This window comes from Arthrobacter sp. UYCu511 (genome assembly GCF_040547105.1).
Taxonomy (GTDB): Bacteria; Actinomycetota; Actinomycetes; order Actinomycetales; family Micrococcaceae; genus Specibacter; species Specibacter psychrochitiniphilus.
In genome coordinates, this window is sequence record NZ_JBEPPB010000005.1 from 258,514 (window position 1) to 279,965 (window position 21,452).

Genomic DNA, 21,452 nt, shown 5'->3' on the forward strand with positions numbered 1-21,452 from the left:
TGCACCCGGCGTAGAAAGTTGTGGCCCGAAGGCACACCGTCCAAGGAAGGACATGGCCTCTATCGCGGGCGCAAGGACACCGCCCACAGCTGCTGACTACTCAGCGGCTGTGAAGAAAGTAACACCTTAGAAAGGTCACTGCGAGCAAAATTTCGAATTTAGTTATGCATAACAAAGCTATTGAACCTTTTGGCCTATCTGCAGCGCCAAATTACCCAAAAGGACAGGGCACGCCGGTAGCCTGTTCGGGTTCTACGGTGAGAGCCGCTGCCTCAACTCCCGGGTTGCACCAAGCCAGTGTCATAGGCCAGCACTACCGCTTGCACCCGGTCCCTGAGCTCAAGTTTGGCCAGGATCTTACTGACATGGGTTTTGACTGTTTGTTGTGCAATGAAAAGTTCGGCAGCTATTTCCTGATTGGACCATCCTCGCCCCAACAATGTCATCACCTCGAGTTCCCGTTCGGTGAGCCCGTCAAGACGTTCCCGGGAGAGCTGTGGCCGGGCACGTGAGAGCGCGAATTGCTCAATCAAACGCTTCGTCACTGATGGTGCCAGCAGCGCCTCCCCGGAGGCCACAATGCGCACAGCAGCCACCAACTCCTCCGCGAGCGCATCCTTGAGAAGAAAGCCGCTGGCCCCCAGCCGGAGCGCATCGTAGACGTAGTCATCCACATCAAAGGTTGTCAGCATCAACACATGCGTCACCCCGGCCGGAGCGCTGGAGATATCTGTGCCATCTGGGCCAGGCCCGGCCGGAGCACTGGAGATATCTGTGCCATCTGGGCCAGGCCCGGCCGGAGCACTGGAGATATCTGTGCCATCTGGGCCAGGCCCGGCCGCGGCGGGATCGTGGGCCGCGGTGGGATCACCGAGGGCGGCGGGATCACCGAGCCTAGCCGGGCTGGCATCGGCCAGGATCCTGCGCGCAGCTTCTAAGCCGTCCATGACGGGCATGCGCACGTCCATCAGAACAACATCGGGGCGGTGGATGGCCGCCATCTCCACGGCAATGGCGCCGTTCTCGGCCTGGCCCACCACAGCAATATCATCCTGAGCACCGAGCAGAGCGGCAAATCCTTCTCGGACCATGGCTTGGTCATCTACTACTAACACCCTGATGGTCATGGCTGTGCGTTTCCCTTGCTGCTGTTTGTGCCCTTGGCACCCGCGGCGCTCAAGGGGAGTTTTGCTGTGACGGAGAAGCCGCCGGCGGGTGTTGGTAGGCACGTAACAGAGCCACCCACAATGTCAGCCCGTTCTCGCATTCCAATCAACCCCTGACCCACATGGCCGCCTTTATCCAGCTGCGCCATGACTGCCCCTACATCCGAGCTCGAGTTGACTACGGAAATTAGCAGCGCACCACCCTTCACCACGAAATTTGTTTTTACGCTGGCCCCGGGAGCGTGCCTGATGACGTTGCTCAGCGCTTCCTGCACAATTCTGTAGGCAGTTAAGGCGATGACTTCACCAATGTCATAAGTTTCCACGTCAGAAAGCTCAGGTTCAGCGATCTGAATTCCTGCGGACCTCACCGATGCGAAGAGTTGAGGTAGGTCCGAGAGTGTGGGTTGGGGCCCCAGGACGCGGCCCGCTTCAGAGTTACGCAGTGAACCAAGCATGCTGCGCATTTCGGTCATGGCACGCCGGGAATTCGCCGCGATATCATCAAATTCTTGCTTGAGTTCGTCGCTGAGCCCGGGGTGCCGGTAGCTGGCCGTAGTTGCCTGCACCACCACAACAGACATCCCGTGCGCCACCACATCATGAAGTTCCCGGGCTATGCGTGTACGTTCTTCAGCCAGCCGTCGCCGGGACTGTTCATCAGCACTGACTGTGCGCTCAGCGGCCAGCTCCGTACCCAGATGCTGCCATTGCTGGGCAACTACGGCGGCCACCATAAGTCCACCGGATACCCCAGCGAAGATGACCACATTGTTTTGGGCACCTTCTGACTGGCTAAGGGGCATGGTCAGATAGTTGGAAATGACACCCACGCCCACGCTGGCCAGCCACGCGGCCGAGGCAACCATCCAATGCGTGCGCAACCCGGCAACAACAATCACCAAGACTTGGGTGATCATGGCAACCACGCTAAAAGGCATGGGTGTTGCACCCACCGGGTTGGACACCAAGGGCATAACAATCATGGGCACCAGCGACACAATGACACCAGCCACCGGACGTGCCGCAGTCAATCCCAGCGAAGCCGAATGCAAGATGGCCATGCCCAGCGCGAAGGGCAGCGCCATGTGGTACAAACTTCTGTTCAGCGGCGCTCCAACAGCAAGCAGGGCTATACAGATAACCGCAGTTCCTAGCCACACCCAGCTGATCCCCCGCATCCGCCAAAGGTTCACCGTGTTAAAGGGTGTGAGCGCTTCCGTGCCGGAGCCCGCCTGATGAGCTGTTGCTACTGGCCCAGTTGCGTGCTTGTTCGCGGAAATCTTGGCCGGATCAGAGTTCTTAGTTGTTTTCATGCCCGGCGTCTATATTCTCCGTGGTGAGTTCAGCAGTGGGTCCGTCAGTATCCAAGCCGTTCAGGCCGCCTGCCGGTGCGCCGTGCCAGGACGCAAGCCGCCATCCGCCAGGAGCGGTGCTGCCCGTTGGTTCACCGTCCAGCGTGACTATGCCCGTGTTGGAAAGATCGTAATATTTGGGGTCTGACCAATCCAAGTTCACACCGCGGTGCCCTGCCCAAAAACGAATCATGGCACCGTGGCTGACCATGGCAACGCTCTGGTGAGCTGCTGCCGCTTCCTCAACCACTGCGTCGAAGCGCTCAAGAACATCAAAGCCGGTGTCTGCGCCGGGCATCCGGACGGAGAGATCTCCGCTCAACCAAGACTTCAGAGCACTCAGATACGCTTCAACCGACGCCTTGTCACCCTTCATTTCCAGGTTTCCCGCACTGATTTCCCGCAACCCGTCACGCACCACCGGGGAGAGGCGCCGAACTGCAGCGAGCGGGGCCGCTGTCAGGGCCGTACGGGTCAGATTGGAAATGTAGAGGGCGTCAATATTGTGTTTGGCCACCGCCTCCGGAACGGCTGCCGCCTGCAGCTCCCCCAGCTGTGTCAGGCCAGGCCCAGGAACAGCAGTGTCTAGCAGGCTGCGCACATTGTTGGGAGTTTGTCCGTGCCTAATCAAAATCAGTCGCATGTTCCTATTCTGTCCTAATTGCTGCACTGAGTTCTCCCCCGCGAAGGCGTGCGGCTCTCAGCGGAACTCACTGTGGAACTCTTAGCGCAGCTAGTTCAGGGTTCTGGGTGGCGGGCGTCGTAACGGACAAATCCGGGCTGCCAAATAGCCAGCAACCACACGGTTATGATGCACAGCAGACCACCCATGACTGCCGCCCATCCCTCGCCTAGTGCGGATCCGGTGGCCCCCGAGAATACATCACCCATGCGCGGCCCGCCCGTCACCACCACAACAAAAATTCCTTGCAGCCGGCCTCGCAAGTGATCGGGTGTGGCGGCTTGCAAAATAGTGGATCGAAAAACCGAACTGACGGAGTCAGCTACACCGGCCACCACCAGCGCCGCCACAGCGGCAACAAGCCAAGGCGAGATGACGCCGTCGTGCGTGTGCCCTCCCGCCAAAACAGCACCGCCTAAGCACGCCACCGCCCCGCCCCAGACGGTGATGGACCACACCACCGCTAACCCTTGACGGCGTACGTGCCCTAACGGTCCGGAGAACAGGGCTGCCAAGAAAGAGCCGGCGGCAATGGCCGCCAGCAGCAGGCCCGCGGTCTGGTCTGCGCCGCCTAGCCACACTGCTCCGATAGCCGGTAATAGTGCACGGGGCAGGGCAAAGACCATGGCGCACATGTCCACCAAAAATGTCATGCGCACATTCTTTCGGCTGCCCAGAAAGGAAAACCCTTCTAGGACGGACCGCACTCCGGCTCGCTGCACGGTGCCACCATCCGCCAGGGGCAGCGGAGGCAATGGAGGGAGCCGGAACAGGGCCCACAAGGAGGCGGTGAAAGTCAACACATCCACTGAATAGGTCCAGGCGTACCCCACATTGGCTACCAGCACCCCCGCCAATAAGGGACCCACCGTGGTTCCCAAACCCATCACGATCATGCTCAACGCGTTGGCGGCGGGCAGGAGTTCCAACCGCACCAGGCGCGGGACAATGGCACTGCGGGCAGCCCCATTCATCCCTGCCGCGGCCGATTGGATAGCAATGAACCCGTACAGTAGGCCCACATTGCCCAGCCCCAGCCATGCCTGAGCGGCAATGCCGATCGTCACCAGCCACAACACGGTAGAAGAGGCCAGCGCCACTTTGCGGCGGTCATGGGTATCGGCCACGGCTCCTCCGTAGAGCCCGGCAATCACGAGAGGGACCAATGCCACCAGTCCCAGCATCCCCACAGCGAGAGTGGATCCGGTGAGGTTGTACACCTCGAGGCTGACGGCAACCACTGTCAACTGCGTACCAATTGAGGAGAGGCCGTTGCCGATCCATAGCCGCAGAAACGGGCGGCTTTCACGCAACGGAGTAATGTCCGCAAGGAGTTTTGGCACGGGTTCAGCTTATCCCCGCCGTAGCTGGGCTACGCTTTCTGTACATGCCTATGGTCAGGGAGGCCAGGTGCCAACAGCACGGGAACAATTGCTTGCGTCAACAATTTGGGGCATTCGCCGGCCCAAATTCGCCCTGACACCCGGACACTTTCTGCTGCGTCTAAATGACCCGGCCATACCCTTTGATCACCAATCTGCCACAGATTTACTGCACTGTTATGGGCATTTGCGCCGCGCACTAACCGAACTCACCGGCGCAACTGCCGCCCAACTGCACCTGTCTTTGAATTGGCAGCCGGTGGGCAACGCCATTGGCGAACCACTGGCGGAAACTTCCACCCCTACGCTGCACACCTTCTTCGCGTGGCCGGGAAGCCGGGCTGCCTCTGCCGTACTGGCCCTGCCCGCCCATGAACGGTCCGCTGTCAGCAATAACCGCGAACTTGATGACCAGCTCCGGGACTGGCGCGATGGCCGGCTCCAAGCGCCCCCAGCTGCCCCCGTTGAGTCCCCGAGCGTGCTGACTCATGCCCCCCTTGCCAATGAATCACTATCTGAGGCGGCTCACTCATGGGAGCCGGAAGGCTGGGCGGAGCGACCCTTTCACGTGGAACCGGCCCATCCTGGTCCTGGTCTGCCCTTTCGCGGAGGGCACTGGACGGCGGTACCTCGCTTCAGCGCTGGGCCATTAGACACTTTAGGTCCGGACTCCTTAGTGGTCTTGGCAGAGACCATGACAGGGCTGGGAACCAACTCACAGCCACCTTTTCAAGGCATGACCTTCTGGGCCACGGATGTGTGGAGCTCGCCCGCACCATCAACCATCCACCTCTTTGGCCGCCAGCATGGTGGCGCACCTTCGCTGCTTTCTGAATTCGTCACCCGCGGCGGACTTGAGCTTCCAACAGACATGCCATAACCACCATGTCTTAACCGGCATGTCTTAACAGGGCTACGAGTTCCCCCCGTTGCGTCTTAAAATTGTCGTCTCTTATTGCTGGGGAAGATCAGGGGTTCATCGCATATTGTGGATAAATGACCAACAACCCTTCCTTCAACGAAGAACAGACTGCACAGCTGATATCCATCGCCATGGACCTGGCCCGTGAGGGCAAAAATGCTGAACTGGCCGAATTCCTTGACCATGGACTCTCCATTGATGTCCAAGACCCGGACGGCAACACTTTGTTGATGCTGGCAGCATATAAAGGCGCCAGCGAGACGGTGTCCTTGCTGATTGGCCGCGGTGCCAACGTAGACATCCGCAATAATCGTGATCAATCACCACTGGCAGGCGCCTTGTTCAAGGGCGAGGACGCCGTGGTGGGCCTTTTAGTATCCGCCGGTGCAGACCTCGACGCCGGAACCCCCTCGGCACGCGCCACCGCCGCAATGTTCGGCCGCGAACACCTCCTGGGCTAACCAGCCGCGCCCCGTCCCCACCCCTTCACATAAACCGCGCCCGCCTCCCAAATCTGCGCCCGGTCTACAGGGCGCATTTGTGGGGAACGGGCGCGAAAACCGCCGGAACCCGAAGAGGGACAAGCTCGATCAACGGGGTAGCCCCTCCCGTTAACTAACAACAGCGGCACCTACCTTCCGCTGAATGCGAATGGTAGATGCCGCTGTGGTGCTTTATGCAGGTGTTACTTGGAAGCCTGGTGGGCTTCGATTGCCTTGCGAACACCCTCACCGTAAGCCGGATCGGCCTGGGTGCAGTTGTAGATGTGGCGCTCGATGGTGGCCTGTGAGGCACCGTCGATGGCGCGGGCGGTGTTCTCGAAGAGCACCTGGCGCTGCTCTTCGTTCATCTTCTCGCGGAACAAAATACCGGGCTGCTCGAAGTAGTTGGCATCATCTTCGCGGAAGTTGAAGCGGTCTGCGGTAGCGCCGATAGCCTGTGCGGGATCGGCATATGCGGGCTGTTCCGGCCAGCGGCCGTAGGAGTTCGGCTCGATGCCGGGGGTGCGGCCCTGGTTACCATCTACACGGCCCTGACCGTCACGGTGGTATGTGTTGGCCGTGGCGTTCTTCGGTGCGTTTACGGGGATCTGGTGGTGATTCACACCGAGGCGGTAGCGCTGTGCGTCACCGTAGGAGAACAGACGGCCCTGGAGCATGCGGTCCGGGGAGAAGCTAATGCCGGGGACAACGTTGGCCGGAGCGAAGGCTGCCTGCTCAACATCGGCGTGGTAGTTCTCAGCGTTGCGGTTCAGTTCCCACTCGCCGACCTCGATCAGCGGGTAGTCCTTCTTGGACCAGACCTTGGTGAGGTCAAACGGGTGGTACTTGTAGGTCTCTGCATCGGCTTCAGGCATGATCTGAACCATGAGCTTCCACTTGGGGAAGTCACCGTTCTCGATCGAGTCGAAGAGGTCGCGCTGGCTGGACTCGCGGTCGGCAGCAACCAGCGCACCGGCTTCTTCATCCGTCAGGTTCTTGATGCCCTGCTGGGTGATGTGGTGGAACTTGACCCAGAATCGCTCGCCTTCGGCGTTGATCAGGGAGAAGGTGTGCGAGCCGAAGCCGTGCATGTGGCGGTAGCTAGCCGGGATGCCGCGCTCGGACATGACGATCGTGACCTGGTGCAAGGACTCGGGCAGGTTGGTCCAGAAATCCCAGTTATTCTCGGCGCTGCGCATGTTGGTGCGCGGATCGCGCTTGACGGCGCGGTTCAGGTCAGGGAACTTCAGGGGATCGCGGAAGAAGAACACGGGGGTGTTGTTGCCCACCAGGTCCCAGTTTCCCTCGTCCGTGTAGAACTTCAGCGAGAAGCCGCGGATGTCACGCTCAGCATCGGCAGCGCCACGCTCACCGGCAACGGTGGAGAAGCGAGCGAACATTTCAGTCTGCTTGCCAACCTCGGAGAAGATGCTCGCCTTGGAGTACTTGGAGATGTCATTGGTGACCGTGAAGGTACCGAAGGCGCCTGAACCCTTGGCGTGCATGCGACGCTCCGGGATGACCTCGCGGCTGAAGTGGGCCAGCTTCTCAAGGAACCAAACGTCCTGCAGCAGCAAGGGACCGCGGGGGCCGGCGGTGAGGCTGTCTTGGTTGTTGGCAACCGGCGCGCCTGCGGCAGTTGTCAGTGGCGCGGTATTTTCAATAGTCATTTTTGCTATTCACTCCTAGTACTCGTGAGATCGTTTTCAATGCGAAGTCGTTTACTTGCGCAGTCCGGACAAGTGCCCCAATAGATGACCTCGGCTTCATCAATGCTGAAACCATGGTTATTGGAGGCGTGCAAACAAGGTGCGTGGCCAACAGCGCAGTCGACATCGGCGATGTCCCCACAGGATCGGCACACAACGTGGTGGTGGTTATCCCCCACCCGCGTTTCAAAACGTGCCGGTGACCCTGCTGGTTCAATGCGGTGCACCAGGTTTGTCTCCACCAGAACTGCCAAGACGTCATAGACGGCCTGTTTGGAAACACTGCCCAATTCATTCCGAACTTCACCAATAATGGTGTCGGCATCGGCATGCGGATTGGAGCTGACTGCTTCCAAAACAGCGAGGCGGACTCGAGTCACACGCAGCGACGCTGCCCGTAACATCTCTTCCGACTGCTCTTTGGTGACCATGTGTCAATCATGCTCTCTGTTCTGGACTCAGTCCAGTTAGGCCGACCTAAGGTGTTGGATCTAATCCCTCACAGGTGCCGCTAGGTGGCGAGCTATCCACGCCCTACGGTCCTGCTCTGGCACTGGCACCGCTGCCTCCCTACGCTCAAACCATGGACACTTTCACCGGAATCCCCGAGGCCGCGCTTGGTTTTTATGCCGCGTTGGAAAGTAACAACAACGCTCAGTGGTGGCTTGAGAACAAAGACAAGTACGACGCCGATGTGCTGGCACCGCTGTTGGCGCTTAGCAGGTCTCTGGAACCTAGGTTTGGGCCCGGTAGGATCTTCCGCCCGCATCAGGACATGAGGTTTTCACGCACTAAAGAGCCTTATAAAACCGCCCAAGGCATGTTCCTCTCACACTTTGAAGACGTGGGGTACTACCTCCATCTCAGCTCCTCGGGGCTGACCTTGGCTGGCGGCTACACTTCTGCCTCTGCGGCCCAACTCTCCCGGTACCGGGCAGCCGTGGATGCCTCGGCCAGCGGCACGAGCCTCGTGGGGATCGTTGAGCAGTTAGTGGCAGCCGGTTTCACAATTGGAGGTCAAAAACTGAAAACTGTGCCCCGAGGCTTCCCCAAGGACCATCCCCGTCCTGGACTACTGCAGCACAAGAGCCTCAACGCCACGCTGGATCTTGGTCAGCCCGAATGGCTAGAAAACAACGGAGCAGCAGAACGCATTACCGAGTATTTGGAACAGCTCCGGCCTCTCATTGACTGGGTGGTCCGCCATGCCGCACCTTAGACGATTACCCCGAGCTCCGGCTCTTCGACGCCCACTGTTTCCGGCGCTCCCTAAAAGTTATCCGGGGATCCGCTTGAGGTAGTAACGCATGGGAGCGTGCCGGATCCACTGCGGGGTGAAGGGAATCAGCACGCGCATCAGCCCAAGGCCACTGTTTAACCACCGCTCCCGGGCAACCGACCACGGCAAATCAAACATCTCTCTGACCGTGGCCGGCAACAGCCCTGCCGTAAGAAACCTGGCCAGTGGCATGGCCGCTCGAATCCACAGCGGCGCGCTCCGGGCCGCAAGTAATTGTGCTGCCACATTTTGGGTGGTCTCATCCACGCCCAGACGCGCCAGCTGTTCATCCCAATAGCTCTTGAAGTCTTCTGTGGTGGCGGGCCACGCTTTCGCGGGCATGCCCAGAGCCGTACCGAGCGAACCGTAGTCCCGGTAGATAGCTTGTGCATCCTCTTCAGCCAAAGCCGGGAAGATTTTGTTATAGATCTGCATCCCGGAGTCATACAGGGTTGCCGCAACCCATAACTGAAGTTCGCCGTCCTGGGCATGGTAGTGATGTGGAGAATCACTACCGGCAGAGCTTACGGGGCGGTGGGCTCTATGCACTTGGGACACCATGGAGGCTCGTTGTTGCGGGGTCCCGTTTGTTATGGCGTAAATGTAGGCCAGTGTGCCGTGGAATCGCTTGAGCGGATCGAGGGCAAAGCTGGAATGCCGTGCTACTCCGTAACCAATGGCCGGATTGGCAAGTTGTAAAAGGATGGCCCGGCCCGCACCAGCCAACATAATTGCTTCGGGCGCTATATCTTTGATGCCGCGGCCAAAGACCATTGCAGAACCCTTCTTTAGCCCTGGCCGCGGTCAGCTCTGTGCTCGCAGTGGCAGGTATATTGATCGGCGCAATCCCCAACCATGGCGCCCGTGATGTTACTTCTTGGAAATGTTCACCATGTGTTCACGGTCAACTACCTTGACACGTTCGCGTGACACTTCGAGGCCGGCGGGGTGGGTGTAGCTTTCGCCGAGGTGCTTCTCGTGGGCGTCAAGCTTGTTCCACCCTTCCCACGTTGTGTATTCAACACCGCGGGACTCCAGCAACTTCACTATCTCTTCTTCACCTGGGTGCTCCACAACGGGCAGGTTGAGCCTGTCCTCAAGCAGGCAACCAACGGTTTCCAAGGCATCACCCTTGGTGCTGCCGATCAGCCCTACCGGGCCACGCTTAATCCACCCTGTCGCGTAGAGACCAGGCACGTGACTGCCGTCGGCTGCCAACACACGTCCGCCGTCGTTCGGGATTACGCCGCGGCGGGAATCAAAGTCCACCTCGGGCAGCTCGGAACCGAAGTAGCCCACCGCGCGGTACACGGCCTGGAACGGGTAATCGATGAACTCGCCGGTGCCCCGCACGTTACCCGTACCATCAAGCTCATTGCGCTCAAACCGCATGCCGGTCACGTGCCCCTGCGCTCCAAGGATCTCCACCGGAGTGTGCAGGAAGTGCAAGTGCAGGCGGCGTGAGGCCGGAACGCGGGTTTCGTCGTGTTCCTCAGCTAACCAGTTAGTGAGGGTATTGACCATGATCTTGACCTGATTATTGCTCTTGATAGCGGCATCGGAGGCCGTATCAAAGTCGAAGTCTTCCTCGTAGAGGACAATGTCCACATCGCGGGAGTGGCTGAGTTCACGCAATTCCAGCGGCGTGAACTTCACTTGAGCGGGGCCGCGGCGGCCAAAAATGTGCACATCCGTGACAGGGGAAGCTTTCAGCCCCTCGTAGACGTTGTCCGGGATCTCGGTGACGAGCATGTCATCTGCGTGTTTGGAGAGGACCCGTGCCACGTCCAGGGCCACATTGCCATTGCCAATGACGGCAATTTCCTTGGCATTCAAGGGCCATTCGCGCGGCACATCGGGATGCCCGTCATACCAGGAGACAAAGTCCGCGCCGCCGTAGGAGCCTTCAAAGTCCACCCCGGGGATGTCCAGCATGGCGTCCTTGGTGGCACCTGTTGCGAAGATGACGGCGTCATAGTGGCTTCGCAACTCGGCCAGGGACAGGTCCCGCCCATACATGACGTTGCCAAAGAATCGGATGTCACCCCGGTCCAAAACTTTGTGCAGGGCGTTCATGATGCCCTTGATGCGGGGGTGATCGGGGGCCACGCCGTAACGGATCAGACCGTAAGGGGCCGGCTGCGATTCAAAGAGGTCGATGCTCAGCTGCACGTCGCCGTCAGTAACTTCCTGGGACTTCGTGAGAATATCCGCGGCATAGACGCCCGCAGGACCCGAGCCGACGACAGCAACGCGGAATGGGCGGGTGACACTGAAGTTTGCCAAGAAAGAAGTCCCTCCGAACCGTGAATCGCAACATCCCTAAAGCAACTGTTGCATATGGAAGCGCACATTGCGCGCCGCTTTTTCAGTCTAATTGTGTTCGCATATACCTAACAGGGCAAAGTGAGCAAACCCTCACTAAGGCACGCTCTCTGCCACCTGTGGGCGGGCTGACGTGGCATTTCTGCCGTATCGGTGTTCTTATGGAGTTTGTGACAGTAAGCGAACCCCCACTTGAGAACACATCGCGCACCAACAAAAAGGCAGGCAGGCCCGTACGATCCGAAGCTGCCACGGGAGTGTTGTACGGCGTTGGAGCCTACGGCCTCTGGGGTTTGTTGCCCATTTATTTCATCTTGCTTGTGCCCGCCAACAGCATTGAAATTGTGGCCAACCGTGTTCTTTGGTCAGTTATTTTCTGCGCCCTCATCATTACCGTCAGCCGCGGCTGGGGAAAAATTGCCGCCGCCCTGAAAAACAAGCGCATCATGGGCACCCTCTCCGTGGCTGGGGTCCTGATCCTGATCAACTGGCTCACGTACGTTTATGCGGTGACCAGTGGCAGCGCGGTTCAAGCCTCTCTGGGCTACTTCATCAACCCCCTGGTCTCGGTGTTGATCGGAGTCCTGGTGCTCAAGGAAAAGCTCCGGCCTATGCAATGGTTGGCCGTGGGTGTGGGCTTCGCCGCCGTTGTGGTGCTGACATTTAGTTATGGCAAGCTTCCCTGGATTGCCCTGCTGCTGGCCTTTAGCTTCGGCACCTATGGATTCGTCAAGAACCGGGTTGGCGGAAGGGTCGACGCCGTCACGAGCCTCAGCATTGAAACCGCTGTCTTGGCCCCCTTTGCCATTGCCGCCATGGTCATTCTGACGCTCGTGGGCCAGGCAACCCTGACAGGGATGGGCCCCGGACACTTTTGGCTCATGGCCTCCTCCGGCATCATCACGGCGGTCCCGTTGCTGTTCTTTGGAGCCTCGGCCAGCCGCTTGTCCATGACAGGGATCGGGCTGTTGCAATTCATGACCCCGCTGGTCCAATTCGTCATCGCCATCACCATCCTTGGCGAACCCATGAGTACCGAACGCTGGATTGGTTTTGCCATTGTGTGGATTGCCTTGGCCATCCTGATCACCGACATGCTCATCAGTTACCGCCGCACCGTGCGGCTGCGCTAAATCCCCTGAGATTGGAAGTCCCGCGGGACAACCACCATGGGCACCGGCAGCGAGCGCAGAATCTTGTTCGCGGTAGATCCGAGGAAGATCTTGTGGCTCTCGGCCAGCCTGCTGGAACCAACAATGACCAGCTCACCTGATTTCCAGCCGATGCCGTCAATGGCTTCTTCAATGTTGCGTCCGTGGGCAAGCGTGAGCGTGACCTTGTTGTTGGGCAGTGTGGCGGCAGCCTGGGCGAGGACGGTATTGACATGCTGCTTGGCCGGGCTCAGCGCATTGTCTTGGTCAAAGCTGGACTGCGTGTTCTGGTCGATTTCAACTACGGAAACCAGCCGCAGCGGGACGTGACGGCGCCCTGCGGCGATAGTTCCGACGTCGAGCACGGCTTGCCAACCCGTCCGCATGCCCGTCATGACGGTCAGCCGGGTGAGCGGGTCTCTGCGGTTGTAGCCACGCGGGGCCAGCGCCACGGGGACGGGTGAGGCGTGTAGGAGACCGTTGGCCACCGAGCCCACTGTGAAGCGTTTAAACAACCCGTTACTGGCGGCTCCCACAATGATCAGGGCGGCGTTGTCCTCCTTGGCGGCGTCAATGAGACCGTGGACAAAGGAATCGGCAACACGCAAGGAAAAGCTCGCCTCGACGTCATCCGGCACCAATGCCAGAGCACGCTTCTGAACGTCCTGCCCTGGTGCCTTGGCGCTGTTGACCACGTAGACCAGGTGCAGTTGTGCCCCCTGTGTCCTGGCGATGACCCCGGCAAGCGCAATGGCATCCGCGCCCCGCTCATCAGGCCTGTATCCCACTACATATTTCATGCCACGCCTTTCGAGGGGCCCCGGAGACTTCTTTGTTCCCGCAGAGGTTTGTAGCCTCGACTGTACATTGCAGAGCATCCGGCGAACAGCTTTTGCACCAAGCTGCTGTGCCCTTATTCGAGGGCACCTATTCGCGGGTGCTTATTCGAGGGAGCTTGCAGCTTCCAGCGCATCCTGCTCTAGCGGGCTCCGCAGGGCCAGCAGCAGCACACCCCACAATAAGACACCAGCACCCACCATCACCAGAGAGCCACCTGTCTCCGCAACGGTCATGGGCCAGGGAGTTTGCGAATACTCCTGCCCGCCGATGATCTGGATTTCCTGACCCAACGCAAGTGGGTATAGCTGCGAAGCAAACCAGGACCATACTCCTGCCGCTGTCAAAAACACACCCACCACCACGGCACGTTTGCCGGAGGGAATACCGGGCGTGCCATTGCGTCGGGGAGGCGCCACGGCTGCGCTGGCAAGGATGATGAGTCCAAGGACAATGAAGGCGGCAGTAGCCTGTTGCAGAGCCGCTGGCCATGGGATAGCCCGGGGGTTGTTCCACCGGCTCGGATCATAATATATTTCAGGCATCAAGGTGGCACCAAAGAGGGCAAAAATTCCGATGCTCAAAGCCACTAGCCCCACAATTGCCCCACCGGCCCACAGCGGGATAGCTTGGCGCCGGTGCTGCCTGGAACCGAGAAAAAGCATGCCCGCCAGCAGGGCAAGTGCGGCCGCTAAAAGAGCCGGGGCACCTGGGATGATGGCATACCCCCACGCGATCACCATGATGCCATGAGAGGTGCTCGGATCAACGCTGCTGGCCGATGGAATCAGTACCACTGCCACCAGGCAGAAAGCGGCCGCAGCAAAAGTTATGGCAATGGCGCCAAGCCCAACTGCCCAGGTCCTCGCAGTCCAACGTGACTCCGAGACGGTACCTTCAATGTCCGCACCAAGCCCAGCGTCGCTAGCATCTGTCTCCGGAGCGTCCGTTTCGGCCAGAACCGGGCTGGCGGCTTTAGGTTCGGGAACAGGAACAGGTTCAGTCTCCGGCGAGAAGGCCTTCATGGGCTGTTGCCCTTTGTCACCGGGCACCGGCGCACTTTTCTGTGGCGCTTCCGTGATCCCAAATATGGGGCCATGATCCTCGCCTCCGGGCTGGAACATAGCCAGGTACCGTTCATCAAAGTTGTTACCCGCCATGCCACTGCACTCCACTACGCTGATCCGGACAGAGAATATTCTGCCTCAGCCTACCTACCACCCGCTTCAGCACAGCACCATGACATGGGGACGGAGGCACTCCATGAGCGTAGCGTGGACAGCTTTTACTAGGGCTCCACTTTTGCTAAGGCTCGACGGCGCCGGCCTCCTCCTGCGTTTTGGCCGCGGTCCCGCACCCCTGGCAGCTCTCCTTCAGAACCGGGTACAACAAGGCACCAGCCATGACCAAGCCGGCAGCCGCCACCAAGGCTGGCGCCAGCATGGGAGCCAAGATTGTCCACGCCGGCATGCTGGGGTAGGCGCCCTGGAATCCTTGGGTAGTTGAGACCTGGGGGAACAAGAGTTGGGCATACTGCGCAAAAACTGCGGCAGCCAGTAAAAGCAGGCCAACAGTATAGAGTCGACGACTTGAGAAATTATGGCTAATGGCCAGCGCGGCAAACATCAACAACCCCACCAGCAACGGGCCGAACGCCATGCTTTCCAAGATGATAGCAATGTCCGGTGCCCTCGAATAGCTATGTGTAAACCCAGTGTCGGTACTGGTATCTACGTGAATTACCGGCGGAATCAGGTATACCGAGAACTGGGCATAAGCTCCCCCGCCACCACGGCGGCTGCCGCCAAGGCGAAAACCCGCCGCAACCCGGTGCGGCGGGTTGGGTGTTGCTGGGAGTAGAGAAAGAGCAATGTTGCAAGGACTCCCAGCCCTCCTGCGATCATCGGCGCCGCCAACTGTGCCGTGAGGTAGGTCCACATTTGGTCCGACACGATAGCGGAGTCATCCCCTTCGGCAGCTGTCATCCACACTGGCACCAGTGGAGCAATGACACCCAGCGCCAGCAGCAGCGCACCGGCAACCGCCGGCATCCCCCAAAGCCGCCAGGAACGCTGCGCCGTGGAAGCTCCCTCCGTGGAGCCGGTGGGCGTTTCAACGATTGATGAGCTGGCAACATCGTCTTGCGGCGCTATTTTTCCCACAGGTTCAGGCAACGGATCGTGGCCGGCCTCTGGCCCTTGGACGAGTTTGGCTGGCACGGTGGCTGCAGGCATAGAAGGGACAAGCTTAGAAGGGACAGTGGCGTCTGGCGCGGGCCAGTGCATACTGGCAGGCAAATCCTCGTTACCGGGCTGAAATATGGCCGGATATCGTTCATCAAAGTTCTTAGCTGCCATGCCACTCCACTACGCCGGTACGGAGACGAAAATATTCTCTCCACCCTACCCATCGCCTGCTTCCGCACGCCAACAAGACGCAGTCGTAGTGGTAAGACACAGACATGCTGGCGGGCTTGGACCTGGCTGCGCTCCCCGCTCCCCAACAAAAACGGCACTCGAGGCGAGCCAAAAAGGCTCGGCTTGAGTGCCGCCGTCGTTTGTTCCCTACCCGCTCCCCAGAGTCATTCTCTTAGCCGGGGATCCTTGCGTGTGTGGGCTTATTCTGATTTTTTGCTAGAGCGCCGCGCGGATGGCGTCGCATAGGACGTCGAGACCGTCGTTGAGCAACTCATCGCTGATGACCAGCGGCGGGAGCAGACGGATCACGTTGCCATAAGTGCCGCAGGTCAAGATGATGACACCGGCTGCCAGGCAGGCGCCGGCGATGGCCTTGGCTGCTTCAGCGTTGACTTCCTTGGTTGTTGTGCCTGTGCCGGGCTGAACCAATTCAATGGCCATCATGGCGCCTCGGCCACGGATTTCACCGATGATGTTGTTGGCGCCAAGCTCCTGAACCAGAGCCGTAAACCGGTCAGTGACGATGCGTTCAATGTTGGCGGCACGGCCGTTGAGGTCGTGCTCCTTCATGGTCTTGATCGCTGCCAAAGCGGCGGCGCAGGCAATAGGGTTTCCGCCGTAGGTGCCGCCGAGGCCGCCGGGGTGGACGGCATCCATGAGATCGGCGCGGCCCGTGATGGCGGACAGCGGCAGGCCCCCAGCGATTCCCTTAGCCATGGTGATGATGTCCGGAACAACGCCTTCGTGCACCGTGGCGAACCATTCACCGGTGCGGCAGAAACCGGACTGAACTTCGTCAGCGATGAAGACAACGCCGTTGTCCTTGGCCCAGGCGGCCAGGGTGGGCAGGAAGCCGTCGGCGGGGACAATGAAGCCGCCCTCGCCCTGGATCGGTTCGATCAAGATCGCAGCAACACTGGAGGCGCCGATCTGCTTCTCGATCATGGTGATGGCGCGTCGCGCGGCCTCTTCACCCTTGATGTCGCTCTCTTCGCGGTACGGGTAGCTCATGGGGACGCGGTAGATTTCCGGCGCGAACGGGCCGAAGTTCGTTTTGTACGGCATGGCCTTGGCGGTCAGGGCCATGGTCAGGTTGGTGCGGCCGTGGTAGGCGTGGTCGAAGGCCACAATGGCGTCGCGGCCCGTAGCTAGGCGGGCCACCTTGACGGCGTTTTCCACGGCTTCGGCACCGGAATTGAACAGCACGGTGCGCTTCTCGTGGGTGCCGGGGGTCAGAGCATTGAGTTCTTCGGCAACCTGAATGTAGCTTTCGTAGGGGGTCACCATGAAGCAGGTGTGCGTGAAGTGGCCCACCTGCTCCCGAACCGCTTCAACAACGTTGGCGTCAGAGGCTCCAACGGAGGTTACGGCGATGCCGGAACCCAAGTCAATGAAGGAGTTGCCGTCAACATCGGTGAGAATGCCGCCGTCGGCGTCTGCCACATAAACCGGCACCGTGGAAGCCACTCCGCCAGCAACAACTGACTTGCGGCGTTCGTTAAGTGCCTGTGACTTGGGGCCGGGGAAGGCGCCGAGGATCTCGCGTTTTTGGGCAAGGCGGTACTGAATATCACTCATGGAAAATTCCTTTCAATTTGGTGCTGGCGGGACTGTGGCCGCGCCTAAACATTGTTGGACTACGCGTCCAGGTTGCTCATGACGTGCTTGATGCGCGTGTAATCTTCCACGCCGTAGATCGAGAGATCCTTGCCGTAGCCGGACTGCTTGAAACCGCCGTGCGGCATTTCGGCCGTGAGCATGACGTGGGTGTTAATCCACACCACCCCAAAGTCCAGATCGCGGGAGAGGCGCATGGCCACGCCATGGTTGGAGGTCCAGACGCTGGAGGCCAGGGCAAAGTCGACGTCGTTTGCCATCTCGAGCGCCTCTTCCTCCGTTTTGAAGGTCTGGACGGTGATGACAGGGCCAAAGGTTTCCTGCTGCACAATGTCATCGCTCTGCTTGACGCCGTCCACCACGGTTGGAGCGAAGTAGAAGCCCTTCTCGCCCACCTGCTTGCCACCGGTGACAACAGTGGCGTACTCGGGGATGTTCGCCACTACCTTGACCACGGCGTTGAAGTGGTTGATGTTATTCAGCGGTCCAAAGTAGTTCTTGGAGTCGTCGGCGTTGCCGGTTTCCAAACCCTCGGACGCTGTTGCCAGTGCTGCCACAAATTCCTTGTGAGCTGACTCTTCAACCAGCACGCGGGTGATGGCCGTGCAGTCCTGGCCGGCGTTGAAGAAAGCGTACTCGGCAATTTCCTGCGCCGTCTTACCCAAGTTGGCGTCAGCGAAAACGATGGCCGGGGCCTTTCCACCCAGTTCCAAGTGCGCACGTTTGAGACCTTCCGCGGCTCCCTTGGCTACGGCAATGCCGGCCCGCACTGAACCAGTGATGGAAACCATGGAGGGGATCTTGTGGTCAACCATGGCGGCGCCTGTTGCCCCGTTGCCCAAGATAAAGTTCAGAACGCCGGCGGGGACAATGTCTTTGGCAATGTCGGCGAAGACCAGCGTGCTTTCAGGTGTGGTGTCACTGGGCTTGAGTACCACGGTGTTACCGGCGGCCAGAGCGGGGCCAATCTTCCAAATGAGCATGAGGAACGGGTAGTTCCAAGGAGTTACTTGGGCAATCACGCCAACAGGTTCGCGGCGCACATACGAGGTGAAGTTTTCCATATATTCGCCAGCGGAACGGCCTTCCAGGAGGCGTGTTGCACCAGCAAAGAAGCGCAGCTGATCGGCTCCGGCAGCTACTTCCTCATCTGCGATCATCGTCTTAACCTGACCGGTGTTGCGGTGCTGAGCCTCAACGATTTCCTCACTACGAGCCTCAACGGCGTCGGCGAGCTTGAGCAATACACGCTGGCGCTCACCCGGAGTGGCGCGCTTCCACGTTTTGAACGCTGCCGCTGCTGCTTCCATGGCCGCATCAATATCTGCCTGGCTGGAGATGGGAGCCTTGGCCACAACCTCGCCGTTAGTGGGATTGACAATGTTGAGGGCGTCCGTGCCGGTGACGGGCACAAATTCTCCATTGATGAAGTTCTGCAAGGTCTGGACCACAGTGTTCAACCTCTTTAGCTTGGTGTGGGAGTTTTAGCTCGGAAGGGAAATCGCGGCCTACACACACCGCATATGCGAAATCCTAAGCCCGAAACCACATTCAAGCGAATAGCCAACTGCACCACTGTGGGCATTAGCTGTAGTGCGTTTGTATAGTTATTGCATGGCACTTTCCTTGGCAGACCTTTTGGGCACACCCGGCCTGCACCTAAAAAACTTGGGTTCAGTGCGAACCCCGCTCACCTCTGCGATCGACTGGGTTGCGGTGACAGAGCTGGAAAATCCACAGGGGTTCCTCAGTGGAGGTGAACTGGTCCTCACCACGGGTGCCCGGCAGGGCACTGCCGATGCCCAGCGTTCCTTTGTTCGCCAGATCAAGCAGGCGGGCGCCGTCGGAATTGGTTTTGGCATCGGATTTGAGCATGATTCTGTGCCGGCTGCCCTACTTGCCGAGGCAAACCGTTGGGCGGTTCCGGTAGTTGAGGTTCCCTACAGCACTCCTTTCATCGCCATCGGAAAGCTGGTTGCGGATGCGCGCTCCTCCGATCACTACATAAAATTGGAGCGGCTCCTTCGGGAACACCAGGTGCTGGCACGCGCGCTACTGACGGGCGGTGGGCTCCCGGCCTTGCTCATGAAACTCTCGTCCATGGTGGCAGCCGATTTGGTTATTACTCAGTACGGCGGGGAAGTGGCCGCAACATCTGCCGGCGCCGCCCCTGACGACGACGCCTGGCATGCCGTGGCGCTATCCACTGGAAAGCGCGATTCCAGCACGCTGTGGCTCCGCCGCCCCTTTCACGACGACGGGATTGTTGACTACGCCCGCGGGTTGATCAGTATTGAGCTGAATAACTTGGTGCAGCGGCGCCAAAGTGCGCGGCAGATCGCCGGACAGGTCATTTCCGACATAGTCCGGGGAACCCTTGAAGCGGCAGATTCGGCTGCCCGTCTTGAAAATCTGGGTATCGCCCCCGCCAGTAAGAACTTTGTTCTGCTAGTGAGCACCGAGACGAACAAATTCCCCACTCTTGCAACCATCACGCTGCCAGCAGGTCTGGAAAGTGCTGTTGCAGCAACCATCAGCTCCGAAGGCAAACAGGAATTGCTGCTGGTGGTCCCCACACAGGCCGGTGATCCTGCCGCATTGGGCCGGGCGTTAAGTCACCAAATGCACAACATCAAGATCACGGCTCCGGTGGGAATTGGCGGCGCATACTCCCAAGCGAATGGACTGCGTTGGAGCTATTTTGAAGCACGTGAAGCAGCCACACGCGGCTTAGAGGTCAACGTTCCGGAACGGCTGAGCCTGACCTCCCTCCTGCTTGCCAGCGAAGACGTACCGATGGCAGATATGGCCGCTGAAGCGCTGGGACCGCTCGCCGCGTTCGATGCTGCCCACGGGGCCGAACTTGTAGATACCTTGGAAAGCTATCTAAGACTCAACGGTTCTGTGGCAGCTGTTGCCGATGCTCTTGCCCTGCACCGCAACACCGTACGCTACAGGCTCACGCAAATCACTGAGTTGACTGGATACGACCCCGCGCTGACGCCGGATCGTGTGCAACTGTGGCTTGCATTGGCCGTGCGCAGGCTGTCCCCTCCGGCCTGAACCGGTTGGGGTGGTTCTGCTTGAAAAAGGCTGTGCCCGGACGCTAGCCGGAGTCTTCGGCTCATCGCTGCAAACGAGCCGTGAGATATGGCGGCTTTGAGGCTTCAAAGCCGCCATATCTCACGGGTCAGTTCGCGGATCTAGTCGCGTTTTCCTGGCAACTGCTCGCTAGACCCCGGGGTTCACCCGGCGCATCACCAACAGGAGCAGCCCAACACCGGCCAACAGAATGGCAGTTGCAGGGTAGATGGGCCACAGACCGGTGCCGGTGTAGGCCAGCTGAGCAGGTGCGGCTTCTCCCCATGCCTGAACATTGGAGCTCTCCGGCTGGATGTGACTGGCAATCGTTAGCTGAACGGCGGAGTTAGCCGTCGTTTCGGGAGTTGATGTGGCTGGTGTAACCGGGGTAACCGGCGTAACCGGCGTAACAGGTGTAACAGGGGTAACCGGGGTAACCTGGGTAACCGGGGTAACCGGCGTAACAGGGGTAACAGGCGTAACAGGGGTAACCGGGGTAACCGGCGTAACCGGGAGTTCTGGAGTCACGGTGTTCGTTGCCTCGGAGCCCGAGGAAACCGCATTACCCACAACACCCACCGCGTTCCCGGAAACATTCACCGGAACCGTCACAGGAACAGCCACCTGAACATTGTCAAGAACGTTACCAACAATGCCTCCAAGGAGGCCACCGTTGCCGGCAGAGCCCTGATTGGAACCCTGGTTGGAAGCCTGCTGAACCGCAGGTACCACAGTGGTGTTAGTGGCCTCGGAGCCCGAGGAAACCGCATTACCCACAACACCCACCGCGTTCCCGGAAACATTCACCGGAACCGTCACAGGAGCAGCCACCTGAACATTCTCCAGAACGTTGCCCAACAAACCACCCAAGAGGCCACCGTCACCGGCAGATCCCTGGTTGGAACCATGGTTGGAGGACTGCTGAACCGGAGGTATGACCGTGGTGTTCGTGGCCTCGGAGCCCGAGGAAACCGCATTACCCACAACACCCACCGCGTTCCCGGAAACATTCACCGGAACCGTCACAGGAACAGCCACCTGAACATT

General features: G+C 59.5%; 19 protein-coding genes and 1 pseudogene. 5 read left to right on the forward strand and 15 right to left on the reverse strand.

All coding sequences use genetic code 11. The annotated features are described in order from the left end of the window. Positions 1-272: 272 nt before the first annotated feature. From ABIB48_RS09750 to ABIB48_RS09765, 4 genes are all read right to left on the reverse strand, one after another. Positions 273-1,127 carry a response regulator gene (locus ABIB48_RS09750; RefSeq protein ID WP_354212857.1) on the reverse strand — a complete coding sequence of 285 codons (855 nt, stop codon included), beginning with the start codon at positions 1,125-1,127 and terminating at the stop codon, positions 273-275. After that, positions 1,124-2,482, reverse strand: a complete 1,359-nt coding sequence (locus ABIB48_RS09755) for a sensor histidine kinase (RefSeq protein WP_354212858.1) — start codon at positions 2,480-2,482, stop codon at positions 1,124-1,126. Before ABIB48_RS09755 ends, ABIB48_RS09750 begins: the two co-directional genes overlap by 4 nt. After that, positions 2,469-3,164 carry a histidine phosphatase family protein gene (locus tag ABIB48_RS09760; RefSeq protein WP_110105469.1) on the reverse strand — a complete coding sequence of 232 codons (696 nt, stop codon included), beginning with the start codon at positions 3,162-3,164 and terminating at the stop codon, positions 2,469-2,471. The genes ABIB48_RS09755 and ABIB48_RS09760 overlap by 14 nt, the downstream gene beginning before the upstream one ends. 95 nt (positions 3,165-3,259) lie before the next feature. Further along, complete coding sequence (locus ABIB48_RS09765; RefSeq protein WP_110105468.1) at positions 3,260-4,546, reverse strand: MFS transporter; 1,287 nt, start codon at positions 4,544-4,546, stop codon at positions 3,260-3,262. A 67-nt stretch (positions 4,547-4,613) separates the two neighbouring features. Here ABIB48_RS09765 and ABIB48_RS09770 point away from each other — a divergent pair, with 67 nt between their 5' ends. Together ABIB48_RS09770 and ABIB48_RS09775 are read left to right on the forward strand one after the other, a co-directional pair. After that, positions 4,614-5,465 (forward strand): hypothetical protein, encoded by an 852-nt coding sequence (locus ABIB48_RS09770; protein WP_354212859.1) that lies wholly within the window; start codon positions 4,614-4,616, stop codon positions 5,463-5,465. 116 nt (positions 5,466-5,581) lie between these two features. Continuing rightward, the gene (locus ABIB48_RS09775) at positions 5,582-5,968 is read left to right on the forward strand and encodes an ankyrin repeat domain-containing protein (RefSeq protein ID WP_110105466.1); all 387 of its coding nucleotides are present in this window, start codon (positions 5,582-5,584) and stop codon (positions 5,966-5,968) included. A 224-nt stretch (positions 5,969-6,192) separates the two neighbouring features. Here the strand turns inward: ABIB48_RS09775 and ABIB48_RS09780 are convergent, their stop codons facing one another. Both ABIB48_RS09780 and ABIB48_RS09785 read right to left on the reverse strand, forming a co-directional pair. After that, positions 6,193-7,659: a catalase gene (locus tag ABIB48_RS09780; RefSeq protein WP_110105465.1), complete on the reverse strand. Its 1,467-nt coding sequence runs from the start codon at positions 7,657-7,659 to the stop codon at positions 6,193-6,195. Positions 7,660-7,664: 5 nt separating this feature from the next. Continuing rightward, positions 7,665-8,129: a Fur family transcriptional regulator gene (locus ABIB48_RS09785; protein WP_179442483.1), complete on the reverse strand. Its 465-nt coding sequence runs from the start codon at positions 8,127-8,129 to the stop codon at positions 7,665-7,667. Positions 8,130-8,281: 152 nt separating this feature from the next. Between ABIB48_RS09785 and ABIB48_RS09790 the strand changes: the two genes are divergently transcribed. Beyond that, complete coding sequence (locus ABIB48_RS09790) at positions 8,282-8,917, forward strand: DUF2461 domain-containing protein (RefSeq protein ID WP_354212860.1); 636 nt, start codon at positions 8,282-8,284, stop codon at positions 8,915-8,917. Positions 8,918-8,974: 57 nt separating this feature from the next. Here ABIB48_RS09790 and ABIB48_RS09795 read toward each other — a convergent pair whose 3' ends face one another. Then, on the reverse strand, positions 8,975-9,751 hold the full coding sequence (locus tag ABIB48_RS09795) for an oxygenase MpaB family protein (protein WP_110105464.1): 777 nt from the start codon (positions 9,749-9,751) through the stop codon (positions 8,975-8,977). Positions 9,752-9,847: 96 nt separating this feature from the next. Further along, positions 9,848-11,263 carry an FAD-dependent oxidoreductase gene (locus ABIB48_RS09800; RefSeq protein ID WP_354212861.1) on the reverse strand — a complete coding sequence of 472 codons (1,416 nt, stop codon included), beginning with the start codon at positions 11,261-11,263 and terminating at the stop codon, positions 9,848-9,850. Positions 11,264-11,472: 209 nt separating this feature from the next. Between ABIB48_RS09800 and rarD the strand changes: the two genes are divergently transcribed. Continuing rightward, on the forward strand, positions 11,473-12,435 hold the full coding sequence (gene rarD / locus ABIB48_RS09805) for an EamA family transporter RarD (protein ID WP_354212862.1): 963 nt from the start codon (positions 11,473-11,475) through the stop codon (positions 12,433-12,435). Here rarD and ABIB48_RS09810 read toward each other — a convergent pair. The 6 genes from ABIB48_RS09810 to ABIB48_RS09835 all read right to left on the reverse strand — a co-directional run bounded on the left by ABIB48_RS09810 (position 12,432) and on the right by ABIB48_RS09835 (position 18,775). Next, complete coding sequence (locus tag ABIB48_RS09810; RefSeq protein WP_354212863.1) at positions 12,432-13,253, reverse strand: universal stress protein; 822 nt, start codon at positions 13,251-13,253, stop codon at positions 12,432-12,434. The two genes, rarD and ABIB48_RS09810, sit on opposite strands and share 4 nt — an antisense overlap. Positions 13,254-13,394: 141 nt before the next feature. Beyond that, the gene (locus ABIB48_RS09815; protein ID WP_354212864.1) at positions 13,395-14,450 is read right to left on the reverse strand and encodes a hypothetical protein; all 1,056 of its coding nucleotides are present in this window, start codon (positions 14,448-14,450) and stop codon (positions 13,395-13,397) included. Between the two features lie 145 nt (positions 14,451-14,595). After that, the gene (locus ABIB48_RS09820; RefSeq protein ID WP_354212865.1) at positions 14,596-14,949 is read right to left on the reverse strand and encodes a hypothetical protein; all 354 of its coding nucleotides are present in this window, start codon (positions 14,947-14,949) and stop codon (positions 14,596-14,598) included. A 92-nt stretch (positions 14,950-15,041) separates the two neighbouring features. Further along, the gene (locus tag ABIB48_RS09825; protein WP_354212866.1) at positions 15,042-15,524 is read right to left on the reverse strand and encodes a hypothetical protein; all 483 of its coding nucleotides are present in this window, start codon (positions 15,522-15,524) and stop codon (positions 15,042-15,044) included. Positions 15,525-15,923: 399 nt separating this feature from the next. Then, the gene (gabT, locus tag ABIB48_RS09830) at positions 15,924-17,285 is read right to left on the reverse strand and encodes a 4-aminobutyrate--2-oxoglutarate transaminase (protein WP_110105459.1); all 1,362 of its coding nucleotides are present in this window, start codon (positions 17,283-17,285) and stop codon (positions 15,924-15,926) included. Positions 17,286-17,344: 59 nt separating this feature from the next. Further along, the gene (locus ABIB48_RS09835) at positions 17,345-18,775 is read right to left on the reverse strand and encodes an aminobutyraldehyde dehydrogenase (RefSeq protein ID WP_110105458.1); all 1,431 of its coding nucleotides are present in this window, start codon (positions 18,773-18,775) and stop codon (positions 17,345-17,347) included. 163 nt (positions 18,776-18,938) lie between these two features. Between ABIB48_RS09835 and ABIB48_RS09840 the strand changes: the two genes are divergently transcribed. After that, a complete protein-coding gene (locus ABIB48_RS09840; RefSeq protein ID WP_354212867.1) occupies positions 18,939-20,387 on the forward strand; it encodes a PucR family transcriptional regulator in 1,449 nt (482 codons plus the stop codon). Between the two features lie 168 nt (positions 20,388-20,555). Here the strand turns inward: ABIB48_RS09840 and ABIB48_RS09845 are convergent. After that, a pseudogene (locus tag ABIB48_RS09845) lies at positions 20,556-21,452 on the reverse strand (hypothetical protein); the annotation flags it as partial.